This window comes from Actinomadura sp. (genome assembly GCF_044508335.1).
Classification (GTDB): Bacteria; Actinomycetota; Actinomycetes; order Streptosporangiales; family Streptosporangiaceae; genus Spirillospora.
This window is the reverse complement of sequence record NZ_JBIQHY010000096.1, coordinates 3223-27774: the sequence shown is the minus strand read 5'-3', so window position 1 is coordinate 27774 and position 24552 is coordinate 3223. Positions and strand designations below refer to the sequence as shown.

General features: G+C 71.3%; 18 protein-coding genes and 1 pseudogene. 11 read left to right on the top strand and 8 right to left on the bottom strand.

Annotated elements, in window-relative coordinates; all coding sequences use genetic code 11:
- Positions 1-791 (top strand): annotated as a pseudogene (locus tag ACIWVC_RS26065) (flavoprotein); the annotation flags it as partial.
- 16 nt (positions 792-807) lie between these two features.
- A complete protein-coding gene (locus tag ACIWVC_RS26060; protein ID WP_396453013.1) occupies positions 808-2028 on the top strand; it encodes an MFS transporter in 1221 nt (406 codons plus the stop codon).
- 124 nt (positions 2029-2152) lie between these two features.
- Here the strand turns inward: ACIWVC_RS26060 and ACIWVC_RS26055 are convergent, their stop codons facing one another.
- Positions 2153-6049, bottom strand: coding sequence for a CDP-glycerol glycerophosphotransferase family protein (locus ACIWVC_RS26055; RefSeq protein ID WP_396453015.1), 3897 nt, complete (start codon positions 6047-6049; stop codon positions 2153-2155).
- A 929-nt stretch (positions 6050-6978) separates the two neighbouring features.
- Here ACIWVC_RS26055 and ACIWVC_RS26050 point away from each other — a divergent pair.
- From ACIWVC_RS26050 to yjfF, 4 genes are all read left to right on the top strand, one after another.
- Positions 6979-7959: an ABC transporter substrate-binding protein gene (locus tag ACIWVC_RS26050; RefSeq protein WP_396450716.1), complete on the top strand. Its 981-nt coding sequence runs from the start codon at positions 6979-6981 to the stop codon at positions 7957-7959.
- An 88-nt stretch (positions 7960-8047) separates the two neighbouring features.
- Positions 8048-9562: a sugar ABC transporter ATP-binding protein gene (locus tag ACIWVC_RS26045; RefSeq protein WP_396450714.1), complete on the top strand. Its 1515-nt coding sequence runs from the start codon at positions 8048-8050 to the stop codon at positions 9560-9562.
- Positions 9559-10608, top strand: a complete 1050-nt coding sequence (locus ACIWVC_RS26040) for an ABC transporter permease (RefSeq protein ID WP_396450712.1) — start codon at positions 9559-9561, stop codon at positions 10606-10608. Before ACIWVC_RS26045 ends, ACIWVC_RS26040 begins: the two co-directional genes overlap by 4 nt.
- Positions 10605-11618 carry a galactofuranose ABC transporter, permease protein YjfF gene (gene yjfF, locus ACIWVC_RS26035; protein ID WP_396450710.1) on the top strand — a complete coding sequence of 338 codons (1014 nt, stop codon included), beginning with the start codon at positions 10605-10607 and terminating at the stop codon, positions 11616-11618. The genes ACIWVC_RS26040 and yjfF overlap by 4 nt, the downstream gene beginning before the upstream one ends.
- Before the next feature lie 183 nt (positions 11619-11801).
- On the opposite strand, the gene ACIWVC_RS26030 is transcribed toward yjfF, so the two are convergent.
- The 3 genes from ACIWVC_RS26030 to ACIWVC_RS26020 form a co-directional block, all read right to left on the bottom strand.
- A complete protein-coding gene (locus tag ACIWVC_RS26030; RefSeq protein ID WP_396450708.1) occupies positions 11802-12704 on the bottom strand; it encodes a hypothetical protein in 903 nt (300 codons plus the stop codon).
- 2 nt (positions 12705-12706) lie between these two features.
- A complete protein-coding gene (locus ACIWVC_RS26025; RefSeq protein WP_396450707.1) occupies positions 12707-13207 on the bottom strand; it encodes a SigE family RNA polymerase sigma factor in 501 nt (166 codons plus the stop codon).
- Between the two features lie 268 nt (positions 13208-13475).
- Entirely contained in the window at positions 13476-15185 is a 1710-nt protein-coding gene (locus ACIWVC_RS26020) for a hypothetical protein (protein WP_396454686.1), read from the bottom strand.
- 224 nt (positions 15186-15409) lie between these two features.
- Between ACIWVC_RS26020 and ACIWVC_RS26015 the strand changes: the two genes are divergently transcribed.
- Positions 15410-16426 (top strand): LacI family DNA-binding transcriptional regulator, encoded by a 1017-nt coding sequence (locus ACIWVC_RS26015; RefSeq protein ID WP_396450703.1) that lies wholly within the window; start codon positions 15410-15412, stop codon positions 16424-16426.
- Here ACIWVC_RS26015 and ACIWVC_RS26010 read toward each other — a convergent pair whose 3' ends face one another.
- Entirely contained in the window at positions 16427-17443 is a 1017-nt protein-coding gene (locus ACIWVC_RS26010; protein WP_396454685.1) for a LacI family DNA-binding transcriptional regulator, read from the bottom strand.
- Positions 17444-17661: 218 nt separating this feature from the next.
- Between ACIWVC_RS26010 and ACIWVC_RS26005 the strand changes: the two genes are divergently transcribed.
- The 4 genes from ACIWVC_RS26005 to ACIWVC_RS25990 are packed head-to-tail and all read left to right on the top strand — an operon-like array spanning position 17662 to position 22467.
- The gene (locus tag ACIWVC_RS26005; RefSeq protein ID WP_396450700.1) at positions 17662-18897 is read left to right on the top strand and encodes an extracellular solute-binding protein; all 1236 of its coding nucleotides are present in this window, start codon (positions 17662-17664) and stop codon (positions 18895-18897) included.
- 4 nt (positions 18898-18901) lie between these two features.
- Complete coding sequence (locus ACIWVC_RS26000; RefSeq protein WP_396450694.1) at positions 18902-19885, top strand: carbohydrate ABC transporter permease; 984 nt, start codon at positions 18902-18904, stop codon at positions 19883-19885.
- The gene (locus ACIWVC_RS25995) at positions 19882-20700 is read left to right on the top strand and encodes a carbohydrate ABC transporter permease (protein ID WP_396450692.1); all 819 of its coding nucleotides are present in this window, start codon (positions 19882-19884) and stop codon (positions 20698-20700) included. The genes ACIWVC_RS26000 and ACIWVC_RS25995 overlap by 4 nt, the downstream gene beginning before the upstream one ends.
- Before the next feature lie 45 nt (positions 20701-20745).
- Entirely contained in the window at positions 20746-22467 is a 1722-nt protein-coding gene (locus tag ACIWVC_RS25990; protein ID WP_396450690.1) for an amylo-alpha-1,6-glucosidase, read from the top strand.
- Positions 22468-22715: 248 nt separating this feature from the next.
- On the opposite strand, the gene ACIWVC_RS25985 is transcribed toward ACIWVC_RS25990, so the two are convergent.
- The 3 genes from ACIWVC_RS25985 to ACIWVC_RS25975 all read right to left on the bottom strand — a co-directional run.
- Complete coding sequence (locus ACIWVC_RS25985) at positions 22716-23321, bottom strand: dihydrofolate reductase family protein (protein ID WP_396450688.1); 606 nt, start codon at positions 23319-23321, stop codon at positions 22716-22718.
- 14 nt (positions 23322-23335) lie between these two features.
- Complete coding sequence (locus ACIWVC_RS25980) at positions 23336-23782, bottom strand: helix-turn-helix domain-containing protein (protein ID WP_396450686.1); 447 nt, start codon at positions 23780-23782, stop codon at positions 23336-23338.
- Positions 23783-23912: 130 nt separating this feature from the next.
- Positions 23913-24552 (bottom strand): hypothetical protein (locus ACIWVC_RS25975; protein WP_396454684.1); only part of this gene is annotated, 640 nt, incomplete at its 5' end.

The window sequence follows — 24552 nt, the reverse complement described above, 5'->3', positions numbered from 1 at the left end:
CCGGCACCCGCATCACCTGGGCCGTGCGCGACGCCTCGGTCGCCCGCCTCTACGGGGGCGGCGACGCGGACGGCCTGCCCGCGCGCGGCGCGCTCGGCTCCCGGCTGAAGGACGCCGTCGAGGCGGGCGCCATCGACCTCGTGCGCAGCTTCAGCATCGCTCGTTTCACGGTGACCGGCACCGGCGTCCAGGTGCACGGCACGACCCCGGACGGGGACCGGACGCTCGCGGTCGACACGGTCGTGGCCGCCACCGGGTTCCGGCCCGACCTGGCGATGCTCCGCGAAGTCCGGCTCGACCTCGACCCGGCCACCGAGGCGCCGGCGAAGCTGGCGCCGCTCATCGATCCCAACTTCCACTCGTGCGGAACCGTCCCGCCGCACGGCGAACGCGACCTCGCCCACCCCGAGACCGGGTTCTACCTCGCCGGGGCCAAGAGCTACGGCCGCGCCCCCACCTTCCTGATGGCGACCGGCTACGAACAGGTCCGCTCCATCGTCGCCGCGCTCGCCGGGGACCGCGAGGCCGCCGACACCGTCCAGCTCGACCTGCCCGAGACGGGTGTCTGCTCCACCGACCTGGCCGAGGAGGGGGACGGCGGCGGCTGCTGCGGCGGCGGGACGGCGCCGGAGCCGGAACTCGTGCAGATCGGGTCGGGTGCGCCGTCGGGCGGAGTCGGCTTCGCCACCGGGCGCCCGAACGGGTACTCCGGCGACGCCGAGCGGGCCGGGCACGCGCAGCAGGCCGGGCGCGCCGGGCGCGCACAGCAGGCCGGGCGCGCCGACGCCTGACGCGATGAGCCGCGACATGCCCGCACCGGTCCCCGCGGCGCGCTCCGCCGCCCGGACCGGTGCGGCCGGCATGTCGCCCGTCCCGCTGATCGCGCTGTGCGTCACCGAGATCACCAGCTGGGGCGTGCTGTACTACGCCTTCCCGGTGCTGGCGCCCGCCATCGCCGCCGACACCGGCTGGTCGATCGCCACCGCCACCGCCGCGTTCTCGATCGCCCTGGTCGTGGCCGCGATCGGCGGCATCCCCGCGGGACGGCTGCTGGACCGGCACGGCCCCCGCGCCCTCATGACCACCGGCTCGGCGGCCGCCGCCCTCGCCGTCGTCCTGATCGCGGCGGCCCCGAACCTCCTCTGCTTCACCGCCGCCTGGCTGCTGGCGGGGTCCGCGATGACCGCCGTCCTCTACCAGCCGGCCTTCGCCGCCCTGACCCGCTACTACGCGCCCCGCCACGTCCCGGCGCTGACCACGCTCACCCTCGTCGCCGGACTCGCCAGCACCGTCTTCGCGCCCCTCACCGACGCGCTGGCGCACCACCTGTCCTGGCGCGGCGTCTATCTCGTGCTGGCGGCCGTCCTCGCCGCCGTCACCATCCCGCTGCACGCGATCGCGCTGCGCCACCCGTGGCCGCCGGCCCCGAAGCGGCCGTCCGGCGGCGGCCATCCGCACCGGGTGGGCCAGGTCGTCCGCAGCCGCCCGTTCCTGCTGCTCGCGCTGGCGTTCACGCTGTCGGCCTTCGCGATGTTCGCGGTCATGACCAACCTCATCCCGCTGCTCACCTCGCGCGGCGCCGACTCGACGACCGCAGCGTGGGCGCTCGGCCTCGGCGGCGTCGGCCAGGTCGCCGGACGCCTCGGCTACGGCTCCCTCGCCCGCCGCACCAGCGTCCGCGCCCGGACGGTCTGGATCCTCTCCGCCGGCGCGGTCACCACGGCGGGCCTGGCCGTCCTGCCCGGCCCCGTCGCGCTGCTCACCGGCATCGCCGTCCTCGCGGGCGCCCCGCGCGGCATCACCACCCTCCTGCAGGCCACCGCCGTCAGCGACCGCTGGGGCACCGCCGCCTACGGCTCCCTCTCCGGCATCCTCGCCGCCCCCGTCACCACCGCGACCGCACTGGCCCCCTGGGCGGGCGCCGCCCTCGCCACCGCGCTCGGCGGCTACCCGAACCTCTTCCTCCTCCTGACCGCCTGCGCGACCGTAGCCGCGGCCCTCGCCCCAGCGACCGTCCCCCACCCCTGAAGGCACCCGCCTCTACGCGGGACGCCCCCTGAACGCCGCAGGCCCCTTCACCGCGGACGGCCGGCACGGCGTTGTCCGGAAGCGAGCACAGGGCGAAGTGCGCAGGTGCGAACTGGGCGGCATGTCAGCGGGGCTGGAAGATGCGGTCGACGACGCGGCTGGCGGCTTTGCCGTCGTCCAGTTCGCAGAAGCGCCGGGTGAACTGCTGGTAGGCGGCTTCGTGGGCGTGGGCGACCTGGTCGATGCGGCGCAGTGCCTCGATCACCTCCTGGGAGGAGCCCAGCAGCGGGCCGGGCGCCTGGTGTTGGAAGTCGAAGTAGAAGCCGCGCAGTTGGTCGCGGTAGTGCTCCAGGTCGTAGGTGAAGAACAGCATGGGCCGGCCGGTGTTGGCGTAGTCGAACATCAGTGAGGAGTAGTCGGTGATCAGCACGTCGGCGACCAGGAACAGCTCGGCGATGTCGGGGTAGGCCGACACGTCCCGCACGAACCCGCCCCCCACCTGGGGGACGGTGTCGACCACGTTGGGGTGGCGCCGGATCAGCAGCACGTGGTCCTCGCCGAGTTCGGCCCCTGCCCGTTCCAGGTCCAGCCGCAGGTCCAGCCGGTATCGGCCCGGCCCGTAGTAGCTGTCGTCGCGCCAGGTCGGCGCGTACAGCACCGCGCGTTTGCCGGGTGGCAGGCCCAGCCGCGCGCGCACCCGCTGGGCCAGGACGTCGCGGTCGGGGCTGGCGAGTATGTCGTTGCGGGGGTAGCCGGTTTCGATGAGGTCGCCGTGGTAGCGGAATGCGCGCTGCAGGATCGGGGTGCTGAAGGCGTTGGGGGAGATCAGGTAGCTCCAGCTGGGTGTTTCTTTGGCGACTTTCTCCAGGTAGCGGGGGTTGGCGAACTGCACGTCCTGGATGTCGAAGCCGATGCGTTTGAGCGGGGTGCCGTGCCAGGTCTGCACCACTACCTGGCCGGGGCGGCGTGTGAACCATTCGGGCAGGTGGGCGTTGGTGATGATGTAGCGGCTGCGCGCCATCGCCTCATACCATTCGGCGCCCCACAACCGCACCGCACGGGCGGTGCCGGGCAGTTCCACCTGCGCGTCCCGCACCACCCACAGGTGCTCGACGTCGGCGTCTCGGCGGATGAGTTCCTCATGAATGGCGCGGGGGCTGTCGGAGTACTGCTTGCCCGAGTAGCTGTCGTACAGCACCGCCTCGCGCAGCGGGCGCAGCCGCCGCGGCGTGCGGTAGTGGCGGGCGCGGGTCCGGGCCTGGCGGTAGGCGCCGCGCTCGTCCGGCCGCAGATCGGAATGAGCCTCCACCACCGGCACGTCATACCCCTGCTCACGGAAGACGTAGCGGCGGCCGTCCACGGTCGTCTCGACGGGCAGGCGGGCCAGTGCCGCGTGGTCCAGGGGGACGGCCAGGCTCGGCCCGGCCGGCTTCGTCCGGCTCGCCGGCCGCCGCACGCGGACGTCCCATCTGCCGGACGCCAGCGGCAGGACGCCGCCGAGGGCGGCCAGGCGCGGCAGCGGAAGCTCGGCCCGGAACCGGCCGTCCGCGCGGGACACCGGGAACGCCCGCTCCTCGCTGCGCTCGCGGCTGCGCAGCACCAGCTCCGCCGGATCCGGCGCGCCCGCCGGCCACTCGCCGGTCAGCACGAGCGTCCCGTCCTGCCGCCATGCCGCGCCGGTGAGGACCGGACGAGGGGTGCGCGCCTTCAGACCCGCGTAGCCGTGGCGGGAGCGGTAGATGACGAACTCCTTGCCGCCGGCCGTGTAGAGGCCCTCCTCGACGTCGTCGTCGAGGACGAGCCGTACCAGTTCGTCGCCCGCGGAATCGTCGAACGCGGAGTCGTCCGCCGCCGCGGGGGTGTCGGCCGAGGTCGGGTCGTCGGCCGCGCCGGGGGCCTCGGCGGCGGCGAAATCGTCCGGCATCCCCGGCGTGCTCGCGGGGCGGTTCCCCGTCGCGGACGCGTCGCCCGCGGCCGCGTCGGCCAGGGACGCGGGCTCGTCGTCCTCTTCCTCGGTGCCGGCGTCCGCCGCCGGGACGCTGGCCGGCGCGGACTCGTCCGCCGACGACGCGGCCTCCACCGCCACGGGCTCGGACCCGCCGGCGGCAGGCGCCCCTTCGGCGAAGCCAGTCGGCGCGACGCCGCTTCCCTCGCCGGCATCGGCCGGCACGCTCAGGTCGAGCCGCCAGCCGGTCTCGTCATCGCGGGTGGCGCCGGGGAGACCGTCCTCGCCCAGGACGGGCATGTCGTCGATCAGCTCGCGCAGCGGGATCCGCACGCGGAAACCGCCGCCGGCGCCGTCCGGTGCGACCGGGTAGCGGTTCAGCAGCGTCCCGGCCCGGCGCCGCACCGCGACCGCGGCGCCGTCCGGCACACCGCCCAGGATCGTTCCGCGGATCTCCACGGCGCCATCGCCGACCCGGTGGCCGGTGACGCGCGCCCGCACCGTCTCCACCCGCAGCCGCAGCATGCCGCCCCGCGTGATCAGCGGGACCACCCGCACGTCATCGGTGACGTAGTGCCAGGCCGGGTGCGCGCCGCTGCCGGACGCCGGCGCCGCCAGCGCCCCGCGCCGCAGCACCCCCCGGCCGTACACACCGGCCGCGACCAGCCACGTCCCGTCCACATACCGGCCGCCGCGCCGCAGCCGCTTCGGATCGATCACCGCCGAGAACCCCGACCACACGTGGCTGCGGTCGGGGTCGCGGGAGACGTCGTCGGCGTCGGGGCAGCGCCGCGTCCACGCCGGGATCACCCTGGTGGCGCCGCTGCCGGTCTCCCGGACGCCGACGACCTTGACCGACGACCACGGGAACCGCGTGCCGATGTTGGCGATGAAGGCGTGCCCGGTGATGTGCAGCTTGCCGTCCCGCCAGGTCGCCTCGTGCAGCCGGGCGCGGACGGCCAGTTCCTCGCCCAGCCGGAACACGCTGCGCGGAATCCGCAGCCGGCGGTCGCCCCAGAACGGGTACTTGGCGTAATGGCGCCACAACCGGCGGGTCACCGGGATGCGCAGCCCCCGGCGTTCGTACTCCAGTACCTCCAGCAACTCCGGCATCAATCCGCGGCCGACCAGGTGCCATTTGAGGCGCATCATGGCCGGCAGATCGTTCATCGCCGTGCGGTCGGCCTGCTCCAGGAAACCGTGCGCCAGCTCGACGAACCTGGCCCGGAACTCCTCATCGGCCTCGCCCAGCACGTTCAAGAAGATGCGCAGATCACTGCGCAGCGCCACCTCGTCATATTCACGCTTGCACGCGCGCACCCCCGGCTCGGGCCGCGACCCCAGAAAACGGCTCACCGACTCCACCGCCGCGAACCGGTCGGTCACCGCACCGATCTCAGTACGCCGCTGCGTGATCGACAACGACCCCCCGCTCCGCTGCCGCCAGTAGTACACCGGCTCAGCCACCACATCCACCGCCGACGCCAGAAAATGCGCCGGCAGCGTCACCGGGATGTCCTCATACAGCACACCCTCGGGAAAGCGGAACCCGTGCTCATCCCAGAACCGGCGCCGGAACACCTTGTTGGGCACCAGCCGGTCATACATCAGCAGACGATCCCGCGTGACATGAGTGCGCAACCGCGTCGCCCCCATCGGACGCCGGTGCATCGGCGACTGCACCAGCCCCTCCTCGGTCAACAGCAGCACATTGCCCGAAGCGATGTCCGAACCCGTCCGCTCCAGCGTCCCCACCAGCAACTCCAGCGCATGCTCGGGCAGCACGTCATCACTGTCGACAAACGCCAGGAACCGGCCGCGCACCAGCGCCGCCCCCACATTGCGCGCCCGGCCCAGCCCCCCGTTGGGCTGGCTGACCACACGAAACCGCGGATCGGCCGCAGCGAACTCTTCGGCGATCCGCCCGCTGGCGTCGGTCGACCCGTCATCGACCAGCACCACATCCAATTCCCCGATCGACTGCCGGGCGATCGAGACCAAACATTCCTCAAGATACGGCTCGACGTTGTAAATGGGCACCACAACGCCAACACGCGGCTCTGGCTCGGATGTCATCAACTATGCCTCCCGTACCCGACACGGGTTTCCGCCCCTGCAGTAAGACGCTTACTCACGCCGTGCCGATCACATGAACCGGTGCCCCGATGAGCCGATCCGGGGCCGCTTCCGGGTGCTCCGGTCCCGTAAAACGCCCTGACCTCGTTGATCGACATCTAACGTCCGAACCCGCTTTGAGCTTGCGGTCGGTCAGAATTCGGCGTGGGCGGTCACCGCATTCATCGATGCTCCGAGATGTGCTACTTCCGCCGCTTGACGCCGTCAAAGCTCTCCGTCGCCGAACGCGCGCTTGAGGGCACGAATCCACGTCCCGAGCGGGTGTGGGGCCGCGGTGCCGCGGGTCCGGCCTGGGAACCCGGCCCCCTCGGAGGAGGCTGTTAGCGATATCAGGTCCGTCCGTCAAGGGCCGGTCTATCTCCTGCGGTGCCGCCGGGGGGATTGACATGCGCTTGAGTTAGCGCAAACATTCGTGACACGCGCCACACGGACGAAGGCGGGCGAAGTGGACGAGACACGGCACGGCCGCGCGGCGGGACGCAGGCGGCTGCTCAAGAACGATGTCGCCGGAGCGGTCGAAGATCCCGTCCTGACCGTTTTCCCGGCCCCGGAGGCGCGTCGCCGGAAGCTGCCCGGACGCCGCGCCGGGCGGTCCCGGCCCGTCCCGCGCGCGAGCGCCCGCCCTCGCGCCTGACTCTCGGGAGGTCCTGCCCCCGGGTCCCCCCGAATGGCAATGTTATCGCTAACACAATCCGATCGCCGACCGTCTGACCTGTGGAGACTCCGATGACCGAACGCGAAGCGCGCACCCCGGAGGAGTCCCGCCGGGCGCGCCCTCGCCCCGTCCGCGAAGTCTGACCACCGGCCGTGCCCAGAGACACCTCAAGACGCCCTTCGCCGAGCACCCCCGAGGAAGAAGGAAGAACCCCATGTTCAAGCGGCTCATCGTCGCCGTCGCCAGCACCTCGCTGGCGCTGACGGCACTCAGCGCCTGCGGCGACTCCGGCGGCAGCAGCGGCTCAGGATCCGGCTCCGACAAGCTCGTCCTCGGCTTCGCCCAGGTCGGTGCCGAGTCGGGCTGGCGGACCGCCAACACCAAGGACATCCAGGAGTCCGCGAAGGCCGCGGGCGTCGAACTGAAGTTCTCCGACGCGCAGCAGAAGCAGGAGAACCAGATCGCCGCGATCCGGTCGTTCATCAAGCAGAAGGTGGACGTCATCGCCTTCTCGCCGGTGGTCGTGACCGGCTGGGACGCCGTCCTCAAGGAGGCGAAGGCCGCGAACATCCCGGTCGTCCTCACCGACCGGGCCGTCGACTCCGACCCGTCCCTCTACGTCACCTTCCTCGGCTCGGACTTCGTCGAGGAGGGCAAGAAGGCCGGCGACTGGGTCGTCAACGAGTACAAGGACGCCAAGGAGCCCGTCAACATCATCCAGCTGGAGGGGACGGTCGGCGCCGCGCCCGCGATCGACCGCAAGAAGGGCTTCGAGCAGGCCATCTCCGCCAACCCCAACCTCAAGGTGATCGCCTCGCAGTCCGGCGACTTCACCCGCGCCAAGGGCAAGGAGGTCATGCAGGCCCTCCTCAAGGCCCACAAGGACGTCGACGTGCTGTTCGCCCACAACGACGACATGGGGCTGGGCGCGATGCAGGCGATCCAGGAGGCCGGCCTCACCCCCGGCAAGGACATCAAGATCGTCACCGTGGACGCCGTCCACGACGGCCTCCAGGCGCTGGCGGACGGCAAGTTCAACTTCGTGGTCGAGTGCAACCCGCTGCTCGGCGGCCAGCTGATGGACGCCGCGAAGAAGGTCAAGGCCGGCCAGAAGGTGCCGAAGCGCATCGTCACCGTCGAGACGGTCTTCGACCAGGCCAAGGCCAAGGAGGCCCTGCCGACCCGCAAGTACTGACCACCCGAGTTCCGCCGGGGCCGTGGCCGCCCGCAGCGGCCCCGGCGGGCACCACAGGGCGGGCACCGAGCAAGTGGAGGAGGCGGCGATGGCCGTTCCCGTCCTGGAGATGGACGGCATCTCCAAGGGGTTCCCGGGGGTCCAGGCCCTCGACGACGTGGCGTTCCGGCTGTTCCCCGGCGAGGTGCACGCGCTGATGGGCGAGAACGGCGCCGGCAAGTCCACCCTGATCAAGGTGCTGACCGGCGTCTACGAGGCCGACGCCGGGACGGTCGCGATCGACGGCCGCGACACCGTCATCCAGGGCCCGCTGCACGCGCAGCGGCTCGGCATCAGCACCGTCTACCAGGAGGTCAACCTCTGCGCGAACCTGTCGGTCGCGGAGAACATCTTCATCGGCCGGGAGCCGCGCCGGTTCGGGCGGATCGACTGGGCCGCGGTCAACCGCCGGTCGGCCGAGCTGCTGGCCCGGCTGGACCTCGACCTCGACGTCACCGCGCAGCTCGGCTCCTACTCGCTGGCCGTGCAGCAGCTCGTCGCGATCGTCCGGGCGGTGGACCTGAACGCGAAGGTGCTGATCCTGGACGAGCCGACGTCCAGCCTCGACCGCGGCGAGGTCGGCCGGCTGTTCGACGTCATGCGGCGGCTGAAGGACGACGGCGTCGCGATCCTGTTCGTCTCCCACTTCCTGGAGCAGATCTACGAGATCTGCGACCGGGTGACGGTGCTGCGCAACGGCCGCCTCGTCGGCGAGTACCCCATCGGGGAGCTGAGCCGGTTCGACCTGGTCGCGAAGATGACCGGGCAGGAACTGGCCACGCTGGAGGAACTCGACGAGGCGTCGCCGGAGGCCCCCCGGGGCGAGCGGCTCCTCGCGCTCGAAGGCGTCGGGCGCACCGGCGCCATCGACCCCGTCGACCTCGAACTGCACGCGGGCGAGGTCGTCGGCTTCGCCGGCCTGCTCGGCTCGGGCCGCTCGGAGCTCGCCCGGCTGATCTTCGGCGCGGACCACGCCGACTCCGGCCGCATCCGGGCCGGCGACGGCGACCCCGTCTCGATCAGGACGCCGCGCGCCGCGATCGACCGGGGCGTCGCGTTCTGCCCCGAGGACCGCAAGGGCGACGGCCTCGTCATGGACCTGACCGTCGAGGAGAACATCGTCCTCGCCCTGCAGGCCGCGCGCGGCTGGCTCCGCCCGCTGAGCCAGCGCCGCCGCGACGAGCTCGTGGACGAGTACATCAAGGCGCTGCGCATCCAGCCGCCGAACCCGGACACACCGGTCAAGAACCTCTCCGGCGGCAACCAGCAGAAGGTGCTGCTCGCCCGCTGGCTCATCACCCGGCCGAAACTGCTCATCCTGGACGAGCCGACGCGCGGCATCGACATCGGCGCCAAGACCGAGATCCAGAAGCTGGTGGTGTCGCTGGCCCGCGACGGCATCGGCGTGGTGTTCATCTCCGCCGAGCTGGAGGAGGTCCTGCGCATCTCGCACAAGGTCGAGGTGCTGCGCGACCGGCGGCTCGTGGCCGAGCTCCGCAACGACGGGTCGCTGACCCCCGAACGCATCCTGCAGACGATCGCGAACGGAGACGCGCAGCGATGAACCCCGCAGCATCCCGCCTCGCCGCACTCACCAAGAGCACGCTGTTCTGGCCGGTGACCGTGCTGGTCGTCATGCTGCTCGGCAACGTGATCTTCACGCACGGCTTCCTGTCGATCCACGTCCGGCAGGGCCACCTGTACGGCAGCCTCATCGACATCCTGCTGTTCGGCGCGCCGCTCATGCTGGTCGCCCTCGGCATGACGATCGTCATCGCGACCGGCGGCATCGACCTGTCCGTCGGCGCGACCGTCGCGATCTCCGGCGCGATGGCCTGCTACCTGATCAGCAAGGGGCACGGGCTGTTCGTGGCGATCGGCGTCGCCCTCGCGGCGTCCCTGCTGCTGGGACTGTGGAACGGGCTGCTGGTCACGCGGCTCGGCATCCAGCCCATCATCGCCACGCTCATCCTCATGGTGGCCGGGCGCGGCGTCGCGCAGCTCATCACCGGCGGGCAGATCATCACGATCAACAACAAGGACTACAAGCTGATCGGCGGCGGCTACTGGCTCGGCCTGCCGTTCTCGATCATCCTGGTGGCGATCGCGCTCGCGGTCACCGTCGTGCTGACCCGCCGGACCGCGCTCGGCATGCTGCTGGAGTCGGTCGGCGGCAACGCGGAGGCGTCCCGGCTCGTCGGCATCCGGTCCGCCGGGCTGATCGTCCTGGCGTACGTGTTCTGCGGGCTGTGCGCCGGGATCGCCGGGCTGATGATCAGCTCCAACACGCTGTCGGCGGACGGCAACCACGCGGGCCTGTGGATCGAGCTGGACGCGATCCTCGCCGTCGTCCTCGGCGGCACCGCCCTCACCGGCGGGCGGTTCTCCCTCGCCGGGACGGTCGTCGGTGCCCTCATCATCCAGACGCTCGACACCACCATCTACACCGCGGGCATCCCGCCCCGCACGACGCTGGTCTTCGAGGCCGTCGTCGTCACGATCGTCTGCCTGCTCCAGTCGCCCGCCTTCCGCGCCAAGGTGCTCCGCCGGCGCAGGCGCGCCGCGGAGCCGGCACCCACCACCCCCAAGCAGGAGGAGGTCACGGCATGAGCGACGTCCTTGCCAGTGCCATCGACCGCGGGCGCCCGCTCATGCCGCGCCGCAGGCACGTGCCCGTCCTGGTGACGCTCGGCCTGTTCCTCGCCGCCTTCGCCGCCGGGGCGATCCGCTACCCCAACTTCGGCTCCACCCAGGTCTTCCTCGACCTGTTCATCGACAACGGCTTCCTCATCGTCGTCGCGGTCGGCATGACGTTCGTGATCCTGACCGGCGGCATCGACCTGTCCGTCGGCTCCGTCGTCGCGCTGTCCGGCATGCTGTGCGCGATCGGCACGATGAAGCTGCACCTGCCCGCGCCCGTCGTCATCCCGCTGGTGCTGGCCATCGGGACGCTGTTCGGCGCGGCGATGGGCTACATGATCCACGTGTTCCAGGTGCAGCCGTTCATCGCGACCCTCGCCGGGATGTTCCTGGCCCGCGGCCTGTGCCTGACGCTCAGCGAGAACCAGATCTCCATCGACAACTCGTTCTTCGACGCCCTCGCCCTGAACTCCCTCCACCTGCCGGGCCGCACCCACCTGTCCTACGGCGCCGTCACGGCCCTGGTGGTGTTCGCCATCGGCGCCTACGTCCTGCAGTGGACGCGCACCGGACGCAACGTCTACGCGGTCGGCGGCAACGAGCAGTCCGCGCTGCTGATGGGCCTGCCCGTCGGCCGTACCAAGATCCAGGTGTACGCGATCAGCGGCTTCTGCTCCGCGCTCGGCGGCGTCCTGTTCGCGCTCTACACCCTCTCCGGCGACCCCACCCACGCCATCGGGATGGAGCTCGACGCGATCGCCGCCGTCGTCATCGGCGGGACCGTCCTCACCGGCGGCTCCGGCTACCTCATCGGCAGCGTCCTCGGCGTCCTCGTGCTCGGCGTCATCAAGACCATCCTCAGCTTCGAGGGCACCCTCAGCTCATGGTGGACGCGCATCGCCATCGGCGTCCTGCTGTTCGGCTTCATCGCCCTCCAGCGCCTCATCGCCGCCCGCCGCCGAATCCGCACGTCCACCTGAACGGCGGTACCTGAACGAGGGCCACCTGAACGAGGGCCACCTGAACGAGGGCCACCTGAACGGCGGCGGCCCTTCCCCCGGCGGCGGTCCGGGGGAAGGGCCTGGAGCCGGCGCCCGGTCCCCAGGGCGCCGGTCCGTCGGCAGAGCCGTTCACGTTCCGCGGGCGAGGCGTCCGCGGCCGGCTCAGTCGCAGAGGGTCGGACGGGGGTCGGTGATGCCGTCGGTGCAGTCTTCGGGGACGAAGCCCGCCTTCTCGGTCCTGACCTTCGGCCGCCAGGTGTAGAGGGCCTTGTCCTTGGCGTCGTACCCGGTGACGCTCACGACGCGGATCGTGGGCGAGGTCATCGCGCCCTTGGACATCGGCCCGGTGGCCTTACGGTCGGGGATCATCTTCGTGGGCGTCTGGGCGATGAAGAATCCGTTGTCGACGGCGGCCTGGCCGGTGCGCCCGCCCTCCCAGACGACGTAAATCCTGGTCACCGCCGGCTTGGCGCGGCCGACGACCACGGCGTGCAGTTCGTCCCACCCGCTGAGCGCCTGGACCTGGCGGATCCCGTCGACGCGCAGCGGCGCGCCGAACCCGAAGAGCCCGCCGCGCGACGTGCCCGGCCAGGGGTGGAGCTGCGGCGGCTCGGTGTTGGTCTTGCCGTTGGTCGCGCACAGCACGTAGCCGCGCGCGCTGCCGACCTCGGCGAGCCGCCCGCCCTCGACGGGCATCGTGGTGAGCAGCCGGAAGTCCGCGGCGCCGCCCATGTCGGAACGGCTCTCGCCCATGGTGCCGACGGGCGGCCCGTTGCGCATGCAGGCGCGGGCCAGCGCCAGCTCCTGCCCGCTGTTGTCCGGCAGGCCGCGCCCGTCCTGCGGCGGCGCGCTCGGCTTGCTGAGGGCGCCGTCCTCCGCCCGCCCGCCCCCCGCGGTGATCGTCAGGGGCACGGCGACCGCCAGGGCGAGGCCGGCCGCCCCGGCGGCGGCCGCGGCCCTGCGGCGGCGGGTGGCGGTCCGGATGGCGCGGGCGGCGAGGCCGTCGGCGGGTTCGGCGCGCTCGGCGAGCGCGGTCAAGGCGTCTTTGAACATCTGGTCGGTCATGGTCAGCTCCCCGTGGGTGCGAGGTGGGCGGCCAGGTCGGGGGCCAGTTCCCGGAGCCGGGCGATGGCGCGGTGGGTCTGGCTGCGGACGGTGCCGACGGAGCAGCCCATGATGTCCGCGATCTCGGTCTCCGGCAGGTCCTCGTAGTAGCGCAGGACCAGCACCGCCCGCTTGCGCGGCGGCAGCGCCAGCAGCGCGCGCTCCAGCGTCACCCGCAGATCGACGTCCGGCCCGGCGGAGGGCAGCTCCGGAGGCTCGGCCACGACCGACTCCCGGCGGCGCCACCGCCACCGGGTCACCTGCTCGTTGTACATGGCGCGGCGGACGTAGCCCTCGGGGTTGTCGCGCACGTGCCCCCACCGCGCGGCCGTCTTCGCCAGCGCGTTCTGCAGCAGGTCCTCGGCGGCGTGCTGGTCCCCGGTCAGCACGTACGCCGTCCGGATGAGGCTGGTCGACCGCGCCGCGACGAACGCGCTGAAGCTCTCGCGGGCCTCTCGCTTCAAAGGGCCTCCTCTGTGGCTGTCACCCCCTCAGACATCCGGGAGGCCCGTAACTATGCCGCGTCCCCCGACTTTCCCGCCAACTCACCTCAGCGCGGGACGTCCACCAGGACCTTGCCGACCGCGCCGCCCTCCACCGCCCGGGTGCGCGCTGGCGGCGCGCGGCACGTCCTCGGCGACGGTGAGCGTCCGCCGGAGCCGGACGCTCCCGCACCGGCCCGGCAGCCGGTGAGCGGCCGGGTCGGCGCGGGAGCTCACATGGGCGAGGGCCTCAGTCCAGTTCTATGTAGTCGAGTTCGGCGTACCCGGTGCCGCCCTGGAAGTACGGCGACCCCTTGGCCAGCCGGATCACGCTGTACCCGGCGGGCAGGTTGACGGTCGTGGAGATCGTCGAGCCGAACTGGCCCCAGCCGCCGGTGGGCGGGTAGCTGACCGTGGACCACGCGCCGCCGTTGTAGGCGATCCCCTGGGTGGACGTCGCGCCGGTGCCGTTGGCGTAGCCGATCTTCATCGTGTACGTCCGGGCGGTCGGGACGTTGACGATGAAGTCGACGTAGCTGTCGGTGCGGGGGTCGCCGGAGTTGTCGATCCGGCCGACGTAGCCGCCGTTCGAGGCGCTCCCGGAGGAGAGCCGCTCCGCCCGGAACACCGCGGCGTTCTCGGTCTCGTACCGGTGCTGGTAGGCGGGCGTGCCGCTCGCCGGCTCGACCAGCAGGCGGTAGGCGGAGTTCGCGTCCATGCCGGAGACCGGCACGGAGATCTCCCCGTTGTGCACGGTGTACGTCCTGTCCCAGACGGCCGTCGGCGCCGAGACCGCGGTGTGCCGGCCGGAGTACGGCGTCGACTCCAGCCGCACCCGGACGGACCCGCCGAACCCGTTCAGCCCGGCGACCCGGACGGTGTTGGTGCCCGACGCGTGCCCGGCGACCACGTTGACGATCTTGCGGGTGCCGTCGTAGGACGCGAAGCCGTCCAGCCCCGTCTGCGCCTGGGGCGTCGTGGCCACCATGTTGCCGGCCATGTCGCCGTACCACTTGTACAGCCAGTACGTCCCGGTCGGCCGGCCGTTCGCGACGAGCCCGTTCAGCGTCCCGTACTCGTACCAGAACGCGCGGTCGGCCGAGTCGACCCCGCCGCGTTCGAGCTTGGCGATGAAGCTCGCGGCGTTGCCCGGCTGGTCGACGGCCTGCGTGCCCGCGTACTCGTTGATCGAGATGCGGCGCGGGCTGATCCCGAGCGACCGCTCCAGCGCCCGGTAGGCGGAGATGTCGGCGGCGATCGCGGACGGGTCCTGGGCCAGCTCGTGCCAGCAGACGATGTCGGGCAGGACGCCGTTATCGCGGGCGTAGGTCAGGAACGACCGCATGTAGTCGGCGTTGTACCAGCTCAGGCTCGGGCCGACGATCGGTGTGACCGGGTCCTTGGCGCGGACGCGGCGGAACGTGCGGGCCCAGCCGTCGTTGAAGGCGCCCGCCGCCCCGGTGTTCCAGGTCCAGTCGGGCTCGTTCCAGAGTTCGTAGCCCTCGATGTTCGTGACGGCGGTCTTGGCGAGCCGGGCGCTCACCTGGGCGTCGACCTTGCCGAGCCAGTCGTCCCAGCTCACCCACCTGTAGGGGAAGTCGGGGTAGATGTCGGGCATCCGGATGATGACGGACGCGCCGAGCCTGTCCGCCTGCGGGGCGACCAGCAGGGCGTCGCCCGCGGGGGGCTGGCCGTTCGGCGCCTGCCGCACGCCGGGCGCGGGCTGGGTGACCGTGCGCGGGTGCAGCGGGTAGAGCAGCGCGTCGGCGGGCCGGTTGCCCTCGATGAGCCCGTACAGGCCGCCGGTCGCCACATGGGTGACGGGACGGAACGGGGCGGCGACGTTCACCACGAGCGTGGCTCCGTCGGCGTGGGCGGGGGCGAGGGCGGCGGTCTGGACGGCCGCGATCGCGCTCAGGGCGAGTCCGGTGGCGAGGAACCTCCGGCGTCTGGAACTCATGGGTCACCTCGGGGGGTGGGCCGCGGGCGTCACCGGGGACGCGGGCGGGACGGGGGAGCGGGGACGGGGCGGGGGAGCGGGGCGGGTGCGGTGAGCCCGGCGAGCGGGGGCACCGGGCTCCGAAAAGGTTTTCGGGAGGAACGTAAGAACGGGGGCGCCAGGTTGTCAAGGGTCCTTTTCAGTCACGCGCCGCTTACAATGCTCGGAGCTCGGAAAGGTTTTCGGTGACCAGACGCCCATCTCCAGCAGTGACCCTCACCGAGGTGGCCCGGCGCGCCGGGGTGTCGGTGGCGACGGCCTCCAAGGCGCTGAACGCGCGGCCGGACGTCGCCCCGGAGACCCGCACCCGCGTCCTCGCGGTCGCCGAGGAGCTGTCCTTCCAGCCCAACGCGCTCGCCCGCGGCCTGCTGTCCGGCAGCACCCGGACGGTCGGGCTGCTCACCGACGAGCTCGCGGGGCGCTTCGCGATCCCCGTCCTGCTGGGCGTCGAGAACGCGCTCGGGGACGGGGAGATGTCGGTGCTGCTGTGCGACGCGCGCGGCGACGCCGTCCGGCGGCGGCAGCACATCCGCACGCTGCTGGCCCGGCAGGTCGACGGGCTGATCGTGCTCGGCGACCGCAACGACGTCCGCGAGTCGCTCACCGCGGGCATCCCCGTCCCGGTCGTCTACGCCTACGGGCAGTCCGACGACCCCGGCGACCTGTCCGTCGTCGCGGACGACGTGGGCGGCGCGCGCCTCGCCGCCGAGCACCTGCTCGCGCTCGGCCGCCGGCGGGTCGCGCACATCACCGGCGAGGAGGGCTACCGGGCCGCGCGGGACCGGGCGGCGGGGCTGCTGGAGGTGCTGGGCGGCGCGGGCCTCCGGCTCGCCGGCGGCCGCCCGTCCTACGGGGCCTGGTCCCAGCGCTGGGGGCGGCAGGCGACCCGCATGCTGCTCGACGCGGAGCCCGGCGTGGACGCGCTCTTCTGCGGCAGCGACCAGATCGCCTACGGGGCCATCGACGCGCTGCACGACCTCGGCCGCCGCGTGCCCGACGACGTCGCCGTCATCGGCTACGACAACTGGGAGATCTTCGCGACCGAGAGCCGCCCCCCGCTCAGCACCGTCGACCTCGACCTCGAACGGCTCGGCGCCACCGCGGCGCGGGAGCTGATCGCGGCGCTGGAGGGCGAGCGGCGGGCGGGCGTCGTCCGGCATCCGGGCCGGCTCGTCGTCCGCGAGTCGACCGCGCCGAGCTGATCACGGGGTGCGCGAGGACGCGGGGCCGGTGCTGGCGCGCAGCGAGATCGGCGGTGTCAGCAGCTGGTGCCGCAGCGGCGCCCCCGGGTCGCCGATGCGCTCCAGCAGCAGGTCGATGGCCATGCGGCCCATCTCGCGGGAGGGGACGTCGGCGGCGGTCAGCTCGGGGGTCACGGCCTCGGCCCACCGGCTGCCCACGATGCCGGTGACGGACATGTCGCGGGGGATCTCCCGCCCGGCGGCCCCGAGCCCCCGGTACAGCCCGCCGAGCGCCGCCTCGTTCAGGGTCACGATCCCGGTCACGCCCGGGTCGTCCGACAGGATCCGCGCCACGCAGGACTCGCCCGCCGCGGCGTCGTCCCCGCACTGGTAGGAGCGGCCGGCGAGCCCGTGCTCGGCGAGCGCCTCCTCGAACCCGTCCTGGCCGCGCCGCGCCGACTCGTACCCGGCGCGGATGAGCTCCTCGGACCGGTTGACCAGCGCGAGCCGGCGGTGCCCGAGCTGCGCCAGGTGCCGGACGCAGTGCTGGACGAGCCGCCCGTGGTCGAGGTCGACCCAGCTGGTGCCGTCCGGCTGCGCGGTGCGGCCGATCGTCACGAACGGGAAGCTGGTCGCGCGCATGCGGTCGACACGGGCGTCCTGCAGGCGGATCTCCATCAGGACCGCGCCGTCCACCCGCCGCTCCCCGATCAGCCGGTGGAAGGCGCGGTCCTCCGCCCCTCCCGGCGACATCAGCACGTCGTAGTCGCGGACGGCGGCGGCGTCGACCAGGCCCCCGATGAAGTCGAGCTGCATGTCGGTGTAGTGCGTGCTCGCGGGCGGGAAGACCAGGCCCAGCGTCCGGGTCTCGCCGCGGGCGAGCGCACGCGCGCTGGCGTTCGGCTGGTACCCCATCTCGTCGATGACCTGCTGGATGCGCAGCCGGGTGCCCTCCGACACCGGCCGCTTCCCGCTGATCGCGTAGGACACCGTGCTGCGCGACACCCGCGCCCGCCGTGCGATCTCCCCGATGGTCACGGACGTCGCTTCATCGAACCGATTCGACAAGGATCCTCCAACCCGTGCCTTCACGATAGCGGCTGCGACGCTTTGTCGAACCGGTTCGCCCCACCTAAATATGGGCTTCCCGAACCATTGACCTGTGACGGGGAACGCGCTTATCGTGCATCGAACCGGTTCGGCGAACCGGTTCGATGCAGTTGACGCGCCCGGCGCGCGCCGGAAAGGAAACCGCGATGACCCACCCTGTCCACCACCTCAGGACGCGCTTCCTGGCGGCGGGCGCCGCCGCGCTCACGCTGGCCGCGCTCACCGGCTGCTCGTCCGGCGGCTCTGCGGCCGACTCCGGCACCTACACGATCTGGGACCCCTACCCCCAGTACCAGGCCGACTCCGAGTGGGCGAAGCTGCTGGACGGGTGCGGCTCCGCCGCGGGCGTGAAGATGAAGCGCACCGCCTACGACACCACGGACCTGACCAACAAGGCGCTGCTCGCCGCGCAGCAGGGCAACGCCCCGGACGTCCTCATCGTCGACAACCCGGTGGTGTCCACGCTCGCCGAGGCCGGCGTCCTCACCACGACGGCCGACACCAGCACGGACACTTCGATGATCCAGCCCAACCTGCTGGCGGCCGGGCAGGCCGGCGGCAAGACCTACGGCATCCCCCTCGGCGCCAACACCCTCGCGCTCTTCTACAACAAGGACGTGCTGAAGGCGGCGGACGTCGACGCCTCCACGATCAAGGACTGGGCGAGCCTCACCGCCGCGCTCCAGAAGGTGAAGGCGGCCGGCAAGAAGGGGATCACGTTCTCCGCCATCGGCACCGAGGAGGGCAGCTTCCAGTTCCTGCCCTGGTTCTGGGGTGCGAAAGCGCAGCTCACGAAGCTCGACTCGGAGCAGTCCGTCAGCGCGCTGGCCCTGTGGTCCGACTGGCTGAAGAAGGGCTACGCGCCCAAGTCGGTCCTGAACAACACCCAGACCACCAGCTGGCAGGAGTTCGCCACCGGCGACTACGCCTTCTCCGAGAACGGCACGTGGCAGCTGGAGAACGTCAAGAAGGCGGGCTTCCCGTACGGGATCATCCCGATCCCCGCGAAGGACGGCGGGACCGCGCCCGCCCCGACCGGGGGCGAGTTCGTGACCATCCCGGTGCAGGACGACACCGGCCGCTACGGGACGTCCAAGAAGATCGCCGACTGCCTGACCAGCGGGGACCACTCCTTCACCGCGGTCAGCACGCTCTCCTACATCGCGCCGACCACCCAGATCCAGCAGAAGCAGGTCGAGGCCAAGCCCGAGCTCAAGGTGTGGGTCGACGCGGTGCACGCGGCGAAGGGCCGCACCAGCGACAACCTCGGTACCAAGTACCCGAGGATCTCCCAGCAGATGTGGACGGCCGTGCAGGGCGCGCTGAGCGGTTCGGCCACGCCCCAGGAGGCGATGGCGAAGGCCCAGACGTCGGTGAAGTGACGCGATGAACGACACGACGCAGCGGGCCCGGCACGCGGGGAGGAGCGTCCCCGCGGCATCGGGGGGCCGCGCCGCCTCCCGCGCCCGACCGAAGGCGGCGTACCGGCGATCGGGGCACTGGACGGCCTGGGCCTTCCTCCTGCCGCTGGTGACCTACCTCGTCCTGTTCTACGCCTACCCCCTGTACCGCAACATCGAGCTGAGCCTGCGGGACTACACCGTCCGGTCGTTCGTCCACGGCGGGGCGCCGTTCACGGGCCTGGACAACTACATCGAGGTCGTGCGCGACGCGACGTTCTGGCCCGCGCTGTGGCACACCGTGGTCTTCACGCTGGTGTCGCTGCTGTTCCAGTTCTCCATCGGGCTGGCCCTTGCGGTGTTCTTCAACCGGCACTTCAAGCTCTCGGCGGTGCTGCGGGCCCTCTTCCTGGTGCCGTGGCTGCTGCCGCTGATCGTGTCGGCGTCCACCTGGACGCTGCTGCTGAACTCCGAGGCCGGCGCCGTCAACTGGCTGCTGGGCCTGGCCGGCATCGGGCCGGTCGACTGGCTGACCTCGCCGCACTGGTCGCTGGCCTCGGTGACGATCGCCAACATCTGGATCGGCATCCCGTTCAACCTGGTCATCCTGTACAGCGGGCTCCAGTCGGTCCCGGACGAGCTGTACGAGGCGGCGGCGCTGGACGGCGCGTCCGCGTGGCAGCGGTTCTGGCGGATCGCGTTCCCGCTGCTGCGCCCCGTCTCGGCGATCACGCTGATGCTCGGCCTCGTCTACACGCTGAAGGTCTTCGACCTCATCTGGATCATGACGCGGGGCGGGCCCGCGGACTCCTCCACGACGTTCGCCACGTGGTCCTACCACCTGGGCTTCGCCAACCCGCTGCCGTCCTTCGGCCCCGGCGCCGCCGTCGGCAACCTGCTGGTGCTGGCGGCCCTCGCGTTCGGCCTGCTCTACATCCGCTTCGAACGCCGGCAGCGGGAGGCCGCATGAAGGCGACCAGGTCCTGGTGGAAGACGGGGATCGCGCTGCTGCTGACCGCGGTCATGCTGTTCCCGGTCTACTGGATGCTCAACAACTCGCTCACCCGGGACGAGGACATGCGGCGGACCCCGCCGTCCTTCTTCCCCGCGCACCCCACCCTGGAGGGCTACCGCGCCGTCCTGGACCAGCAGCTTCCCTACCTCGCCACGAGCCTGGTCGTCGGGCTCGGCACCGTGCTGCTGACCGTGGCGGTCGCCGCGCCGGCGGGTTACGCCCTCGGCCTGCTGCGCCCCCGCGGCACCGGTGCGCTGAGCTTCCTGCTGCTCGCCGCCCAGATGATCCCCGGGATCATCATGGCGATGGGGTTCTACGCCATCTACCTGAACCTCGGCGTGCTGAACACGGTGCCCGGACTGATCCTGGCCGACTCCACGCTCGCCGTCCCGTTCGGCGTGCTGATCTTCACCGCCTTCATGGGCGGCATCCCCCGGGAGCTGCTGCAGGCGTCCCGGGTGGACGGCGCGGGGCCGTTCCGCACCTTCTGGTCCATCGTGCTGCCGATCAGCCGCAACAGCGTCGTCACCGTGTCGCTGTTCGCGTTCCTGTGGTCCTGGTCGGACTTCATCTTCGCCAGCACGCTGGACGGCGGCGGGCGCCACCGGCCGATCACCCTCGGCATCTACCACTACATCGGCAACAACAACCAGCAGTGGAACGCCATCATGGCCGCCGCGGTCGTGGCATCGATCCCGACCACGCTCATTCTGATCGGCGCCCAGCGCTACATCGCCGCGGGAGCCACAGCCGGCGCCGTCAAGGACTGACCCCTTTCCCTCACCCGTCCCCTCCAGAAATGAGCTCCTGTCTCCATGACCGCCGGACCCGTTTTCTCCGTCCAGGACATCCCGTTCAGCATCTTCGGCTCCTGGCTCGCCCTTTCTCCCGTCACCGCGCTGGCCACCCATGCCGAAGACCTTCACCTGGTCTCCCACCAGGGCGGACTGAACCCGGTGCTGCGCCTCACCCCGCTCGCGGACGGCGCCCGGGCGGCCGCGACGATCACCGCCACGCCCGGCCGGCTGGCCTGGACGCACCCGTCCGGGCGGATCGAGGCGGCCTTCGAGTCGCCCGACACCGTGCGGCTCCGCGGCTCCGGCCTGGCGCTGCGGCTGGACGCCGCGATCACCGAGCTGACCCCGTTCACCGGGACCTACTTCTACGACGTCGCCGGCGTCCACGTGTTCACGTCCTACGAGACCGGGCGCCGCTACCGCGTGACCGTGATCGCCGGTGAGGCCGTCGCGCACGGCGCCCAGGCCCTCCAGACCGCCGAACGCGGCCTGACGCTCGGCGGCGGCGACTGGGAGGCGGTGATCGAGGAGTACGGCACCGCCCGCGCGCCGTACTCCCCGTCGGTGCCGTTCGACGCCGTCGCCGACGCGTCGCTGAAGTCCTTCCTGCGCTTCGCCGACGCGATCGCCCCCTGGCGCGGCCCGGACACCCCGGCCGCCGAACTGGCCGCCTACGTCCTGTGGTCGGCCACCGTCCGGCCCGCCGGGTTCCTGGGACGTCCCAGCGTGCTGATGTCCAAGCACTGGATGAACAAGGTGTGGAGCTGGGACCACTGCTTCAACGCGCTCGCGCTGGCAGCGGGCGACCCGGCGCTGGCCTGGGACCAGTACCAGATCCTGTTCGACCACCAGGAGTCCTCCGGGGCCCTGCCCGACTCGGTGACGCACTCGGAGGTCCTGTTCAACTACGTCAAGCCGCCGATCCACGGCTGGGCGTTCGGCCTCCTGCGCCGCCATCTGCGATTGGAGCGTTCCGAACTGGAGCGGGTGCACGGCCAGCTCGAAGCGTGGACCCGTTTCTGGCTCACCGCGCGCCGCGCCCCCGGCAGCCCGCTTCCGCACTACGAGCACGGCAACGACAGCGGTTGGGACAACGCCACGGCCTTCGATCCCGAGCGGGTCGTGGAGACCGCCGATCTCAGCGCGTTCCTGATCCTGCAGATGCGCGAGCTGTCCCGGCTCGGCGCCGAACTGGGCCGCCCCGGCGCACGGCACTGGGCCGACGCCGCCGACGAACTGCAGGCCGAGCTGTTCGCCCGCCTCTGGCAGGACGACCGCTTCGCCGCCCGCGGCGTCGCCACCGGGAACACCTGGCACACCGACGGGCTGCTCGACCTGATGCCGATCGTCCTCGGCGCCGACCTGCCCCCGTCCGCGGTGACCGCGCTGACCGGGCGGATCACCGCGCACCTGACCGAGTTCGGCCTGGCCACCGAGCTGCCGGCGTCGCCGCACTACCGCCCCGACGGCTACTGGCGCGGCCCCATATGGGCGCCCGCGACGATCCTGATCGAGGACGGCCTGCGCCGGGCCGGGCAGACCGCCCTCGCCGACGAGATCAGCGCCCGCTTCCGCGCCCTGTGCGAACGGTCGGGCTTCGCGGAGAACTTCGACGCGCTCACCGGGGCGGGCCTGCGGGACCGCGCCTACACCTGGACGGCCAGCGCCTACCTCCTGCTCGCCGCCGCCCACGAGGCCCGCCGCGCCCCCGGACGCGCACTGGGCGCAGAACTGCCCTAGCGGTCAGGCGGTGAAGTCGCCGTGCAACACGTCGTGGGTCTCCAAGCTCCGGCGGAACTCACCCGCCAGACCACGGGCAAACTACACAAACGCCTGCTCAGCGGGCCTAAGGGCGGCCGTGCAGCAGGCCAGCGGCGTCAATGCGTTCCCCCGGCGACTCCCGGCCGAGCGACTCCACCTCGGCCGGGCCGGGCAGCGGACCGCCGCCGTGAGGGATGAAGCGTCCCTCGTCGCGCCGCTTCACGGCGTCACGCTGGGGCGCCGAGCGGCGGGTGCTCGAGCACCCGGGGCTTGTACTCGACCAGCTGGATGCGGCCGTCGAAGGTGCGGTGCTCGATCATCTCCAGGGCGACGTCCGGATAGCCGTCGTAGATGCGTTCTGCGCCCGTGGCCCCGGTGATCACCGGGAACATCACGACCCGGAAGCGGTCGACGAGCCCGGCCCGCAGCAGGGACCGGCACAGGCTCAGGCTGCCGATCGTGCTGAGGAGCCCCGAGCCGTTCGACTTCATGGCGCGCACGACCTCGACGGCGTCGTCGCGGACGAGCGTGGAGTTGGCCCACGTCAGTGGCTCCTCGAGTGAGGAGGAGAACACCACCTTGGACGCTCGCGTGAGCTCGTCGACGGACGCCTCTTCTTCGGGCCTGAACTCGTCTTGGCCAGCGGGGACCTCGCCGGCGGCGAAGCCCGACATCAGGCGGTAGGTGTTGGCTCCCATCAGGTACGTGACCTCGGGCTGCTCGCCGAGCCATGCGAGGTACTCCGGTCCCTCAAGGCCCCAGAACCCGGGCCACCCCTCTCCCGATGCGTAGCCGTCGAGGGAGGTGATGAAGTCCACGAGAAGCTCCGACATGGCGGTGTCCTTTCCTAGGTGTCACCAGGCTGACCGGCCCGGAGCCACAAACTCATCGGCCGATCTATCGGCTCGGCATCGACCGAGATCGTTGCGGCCTTGCCGCTAGGGACGGTTTGCAGCACCGTGTCGTGGGCGGCGAGGGCGTTGAGCGCGGCAGGGGCCTGGTCATGCGGGCGCATGTTGCGCTTCAGCTCCCTTGAGACCGTTGAGGGAGCGCGGCTCAGCCGGCGGGCGACGGGGGGAGGGATCCCACAACGGGATCGCGCGCCGGGCTGCGGTGTACCCCCTACGGAATACCGCGCGCATGGCTGCACGCACAACCCCGCCACCCACCGCTGCCAACTAACGATCCCGGCCCGCTTCCCAATCCCGTAACCGTGCGCGGCCGTGTTGCCGGGGCAACCACGACCATTAGCGCATGCCACCGACACCTTAAACGAAGATGTCTGCCGCGTCATGCTGAGGGTTTGCCGTAGCCGTAGTGGCATAGTGGTGTTTTGGCTCCCGACTTGCCAGGCCGAGCCCACTGCAGGGAAGGCCCGCCGGCCGACTCGTATGATCGAGCGTCCGCGCAACTTGGACTACGAGTCATGGGGCCTCCCTGGACTCAGAGCTTTCCGCATCGAGCCGTGCCAGCTCGCTCCGCAGCTGTTCAGCTTCGGCTTCCTTTTGTTTCAAACGCCTTTGTAGGCTAGTGCGGGAAGGTGGCTTCGGCTTCTTGGGTTCTGCCTTCTTTGGAATCAGCCAGCCGACGCGCTGGTAAGCAACGATGTAGCGTACGCTTACGCAGGCGTGGCAAGTTGTGTCCGGTTGGGGAGTCGGCCAGCCCAGGTCAAGCATTCGCCTCATGTGCTCGTGGATTCCTTGATCATCCTGGACCTGTAGAGTTGGGGAAGATTCAAAATCAGCGACCATTTTCCGCAGTCTCTCCGGGTCGGCGAGACGCGGACCATCGGCTGGATTCCATGATGAATCAGTGCAGACTTCGCTGACATGACCGCAGGAAAGTTCTACCCTCCAGAATGCAGATGTATTCGGTTCGTCGTGTCGGATAACTGCCCAGACCTGCGGGTCGTACATATCATCAGGAGGATCGACGGGGTCTGCTGGAAATGTATGCTCCCTCCGATCTTTCCAATTTACGATATCGCGATATGGAGGCGGTTCGTTTTCATGTTCCGTGCATACAATTTGCCCCGCCGGTAGTCGAGCGCCGTAAACGCCCTCG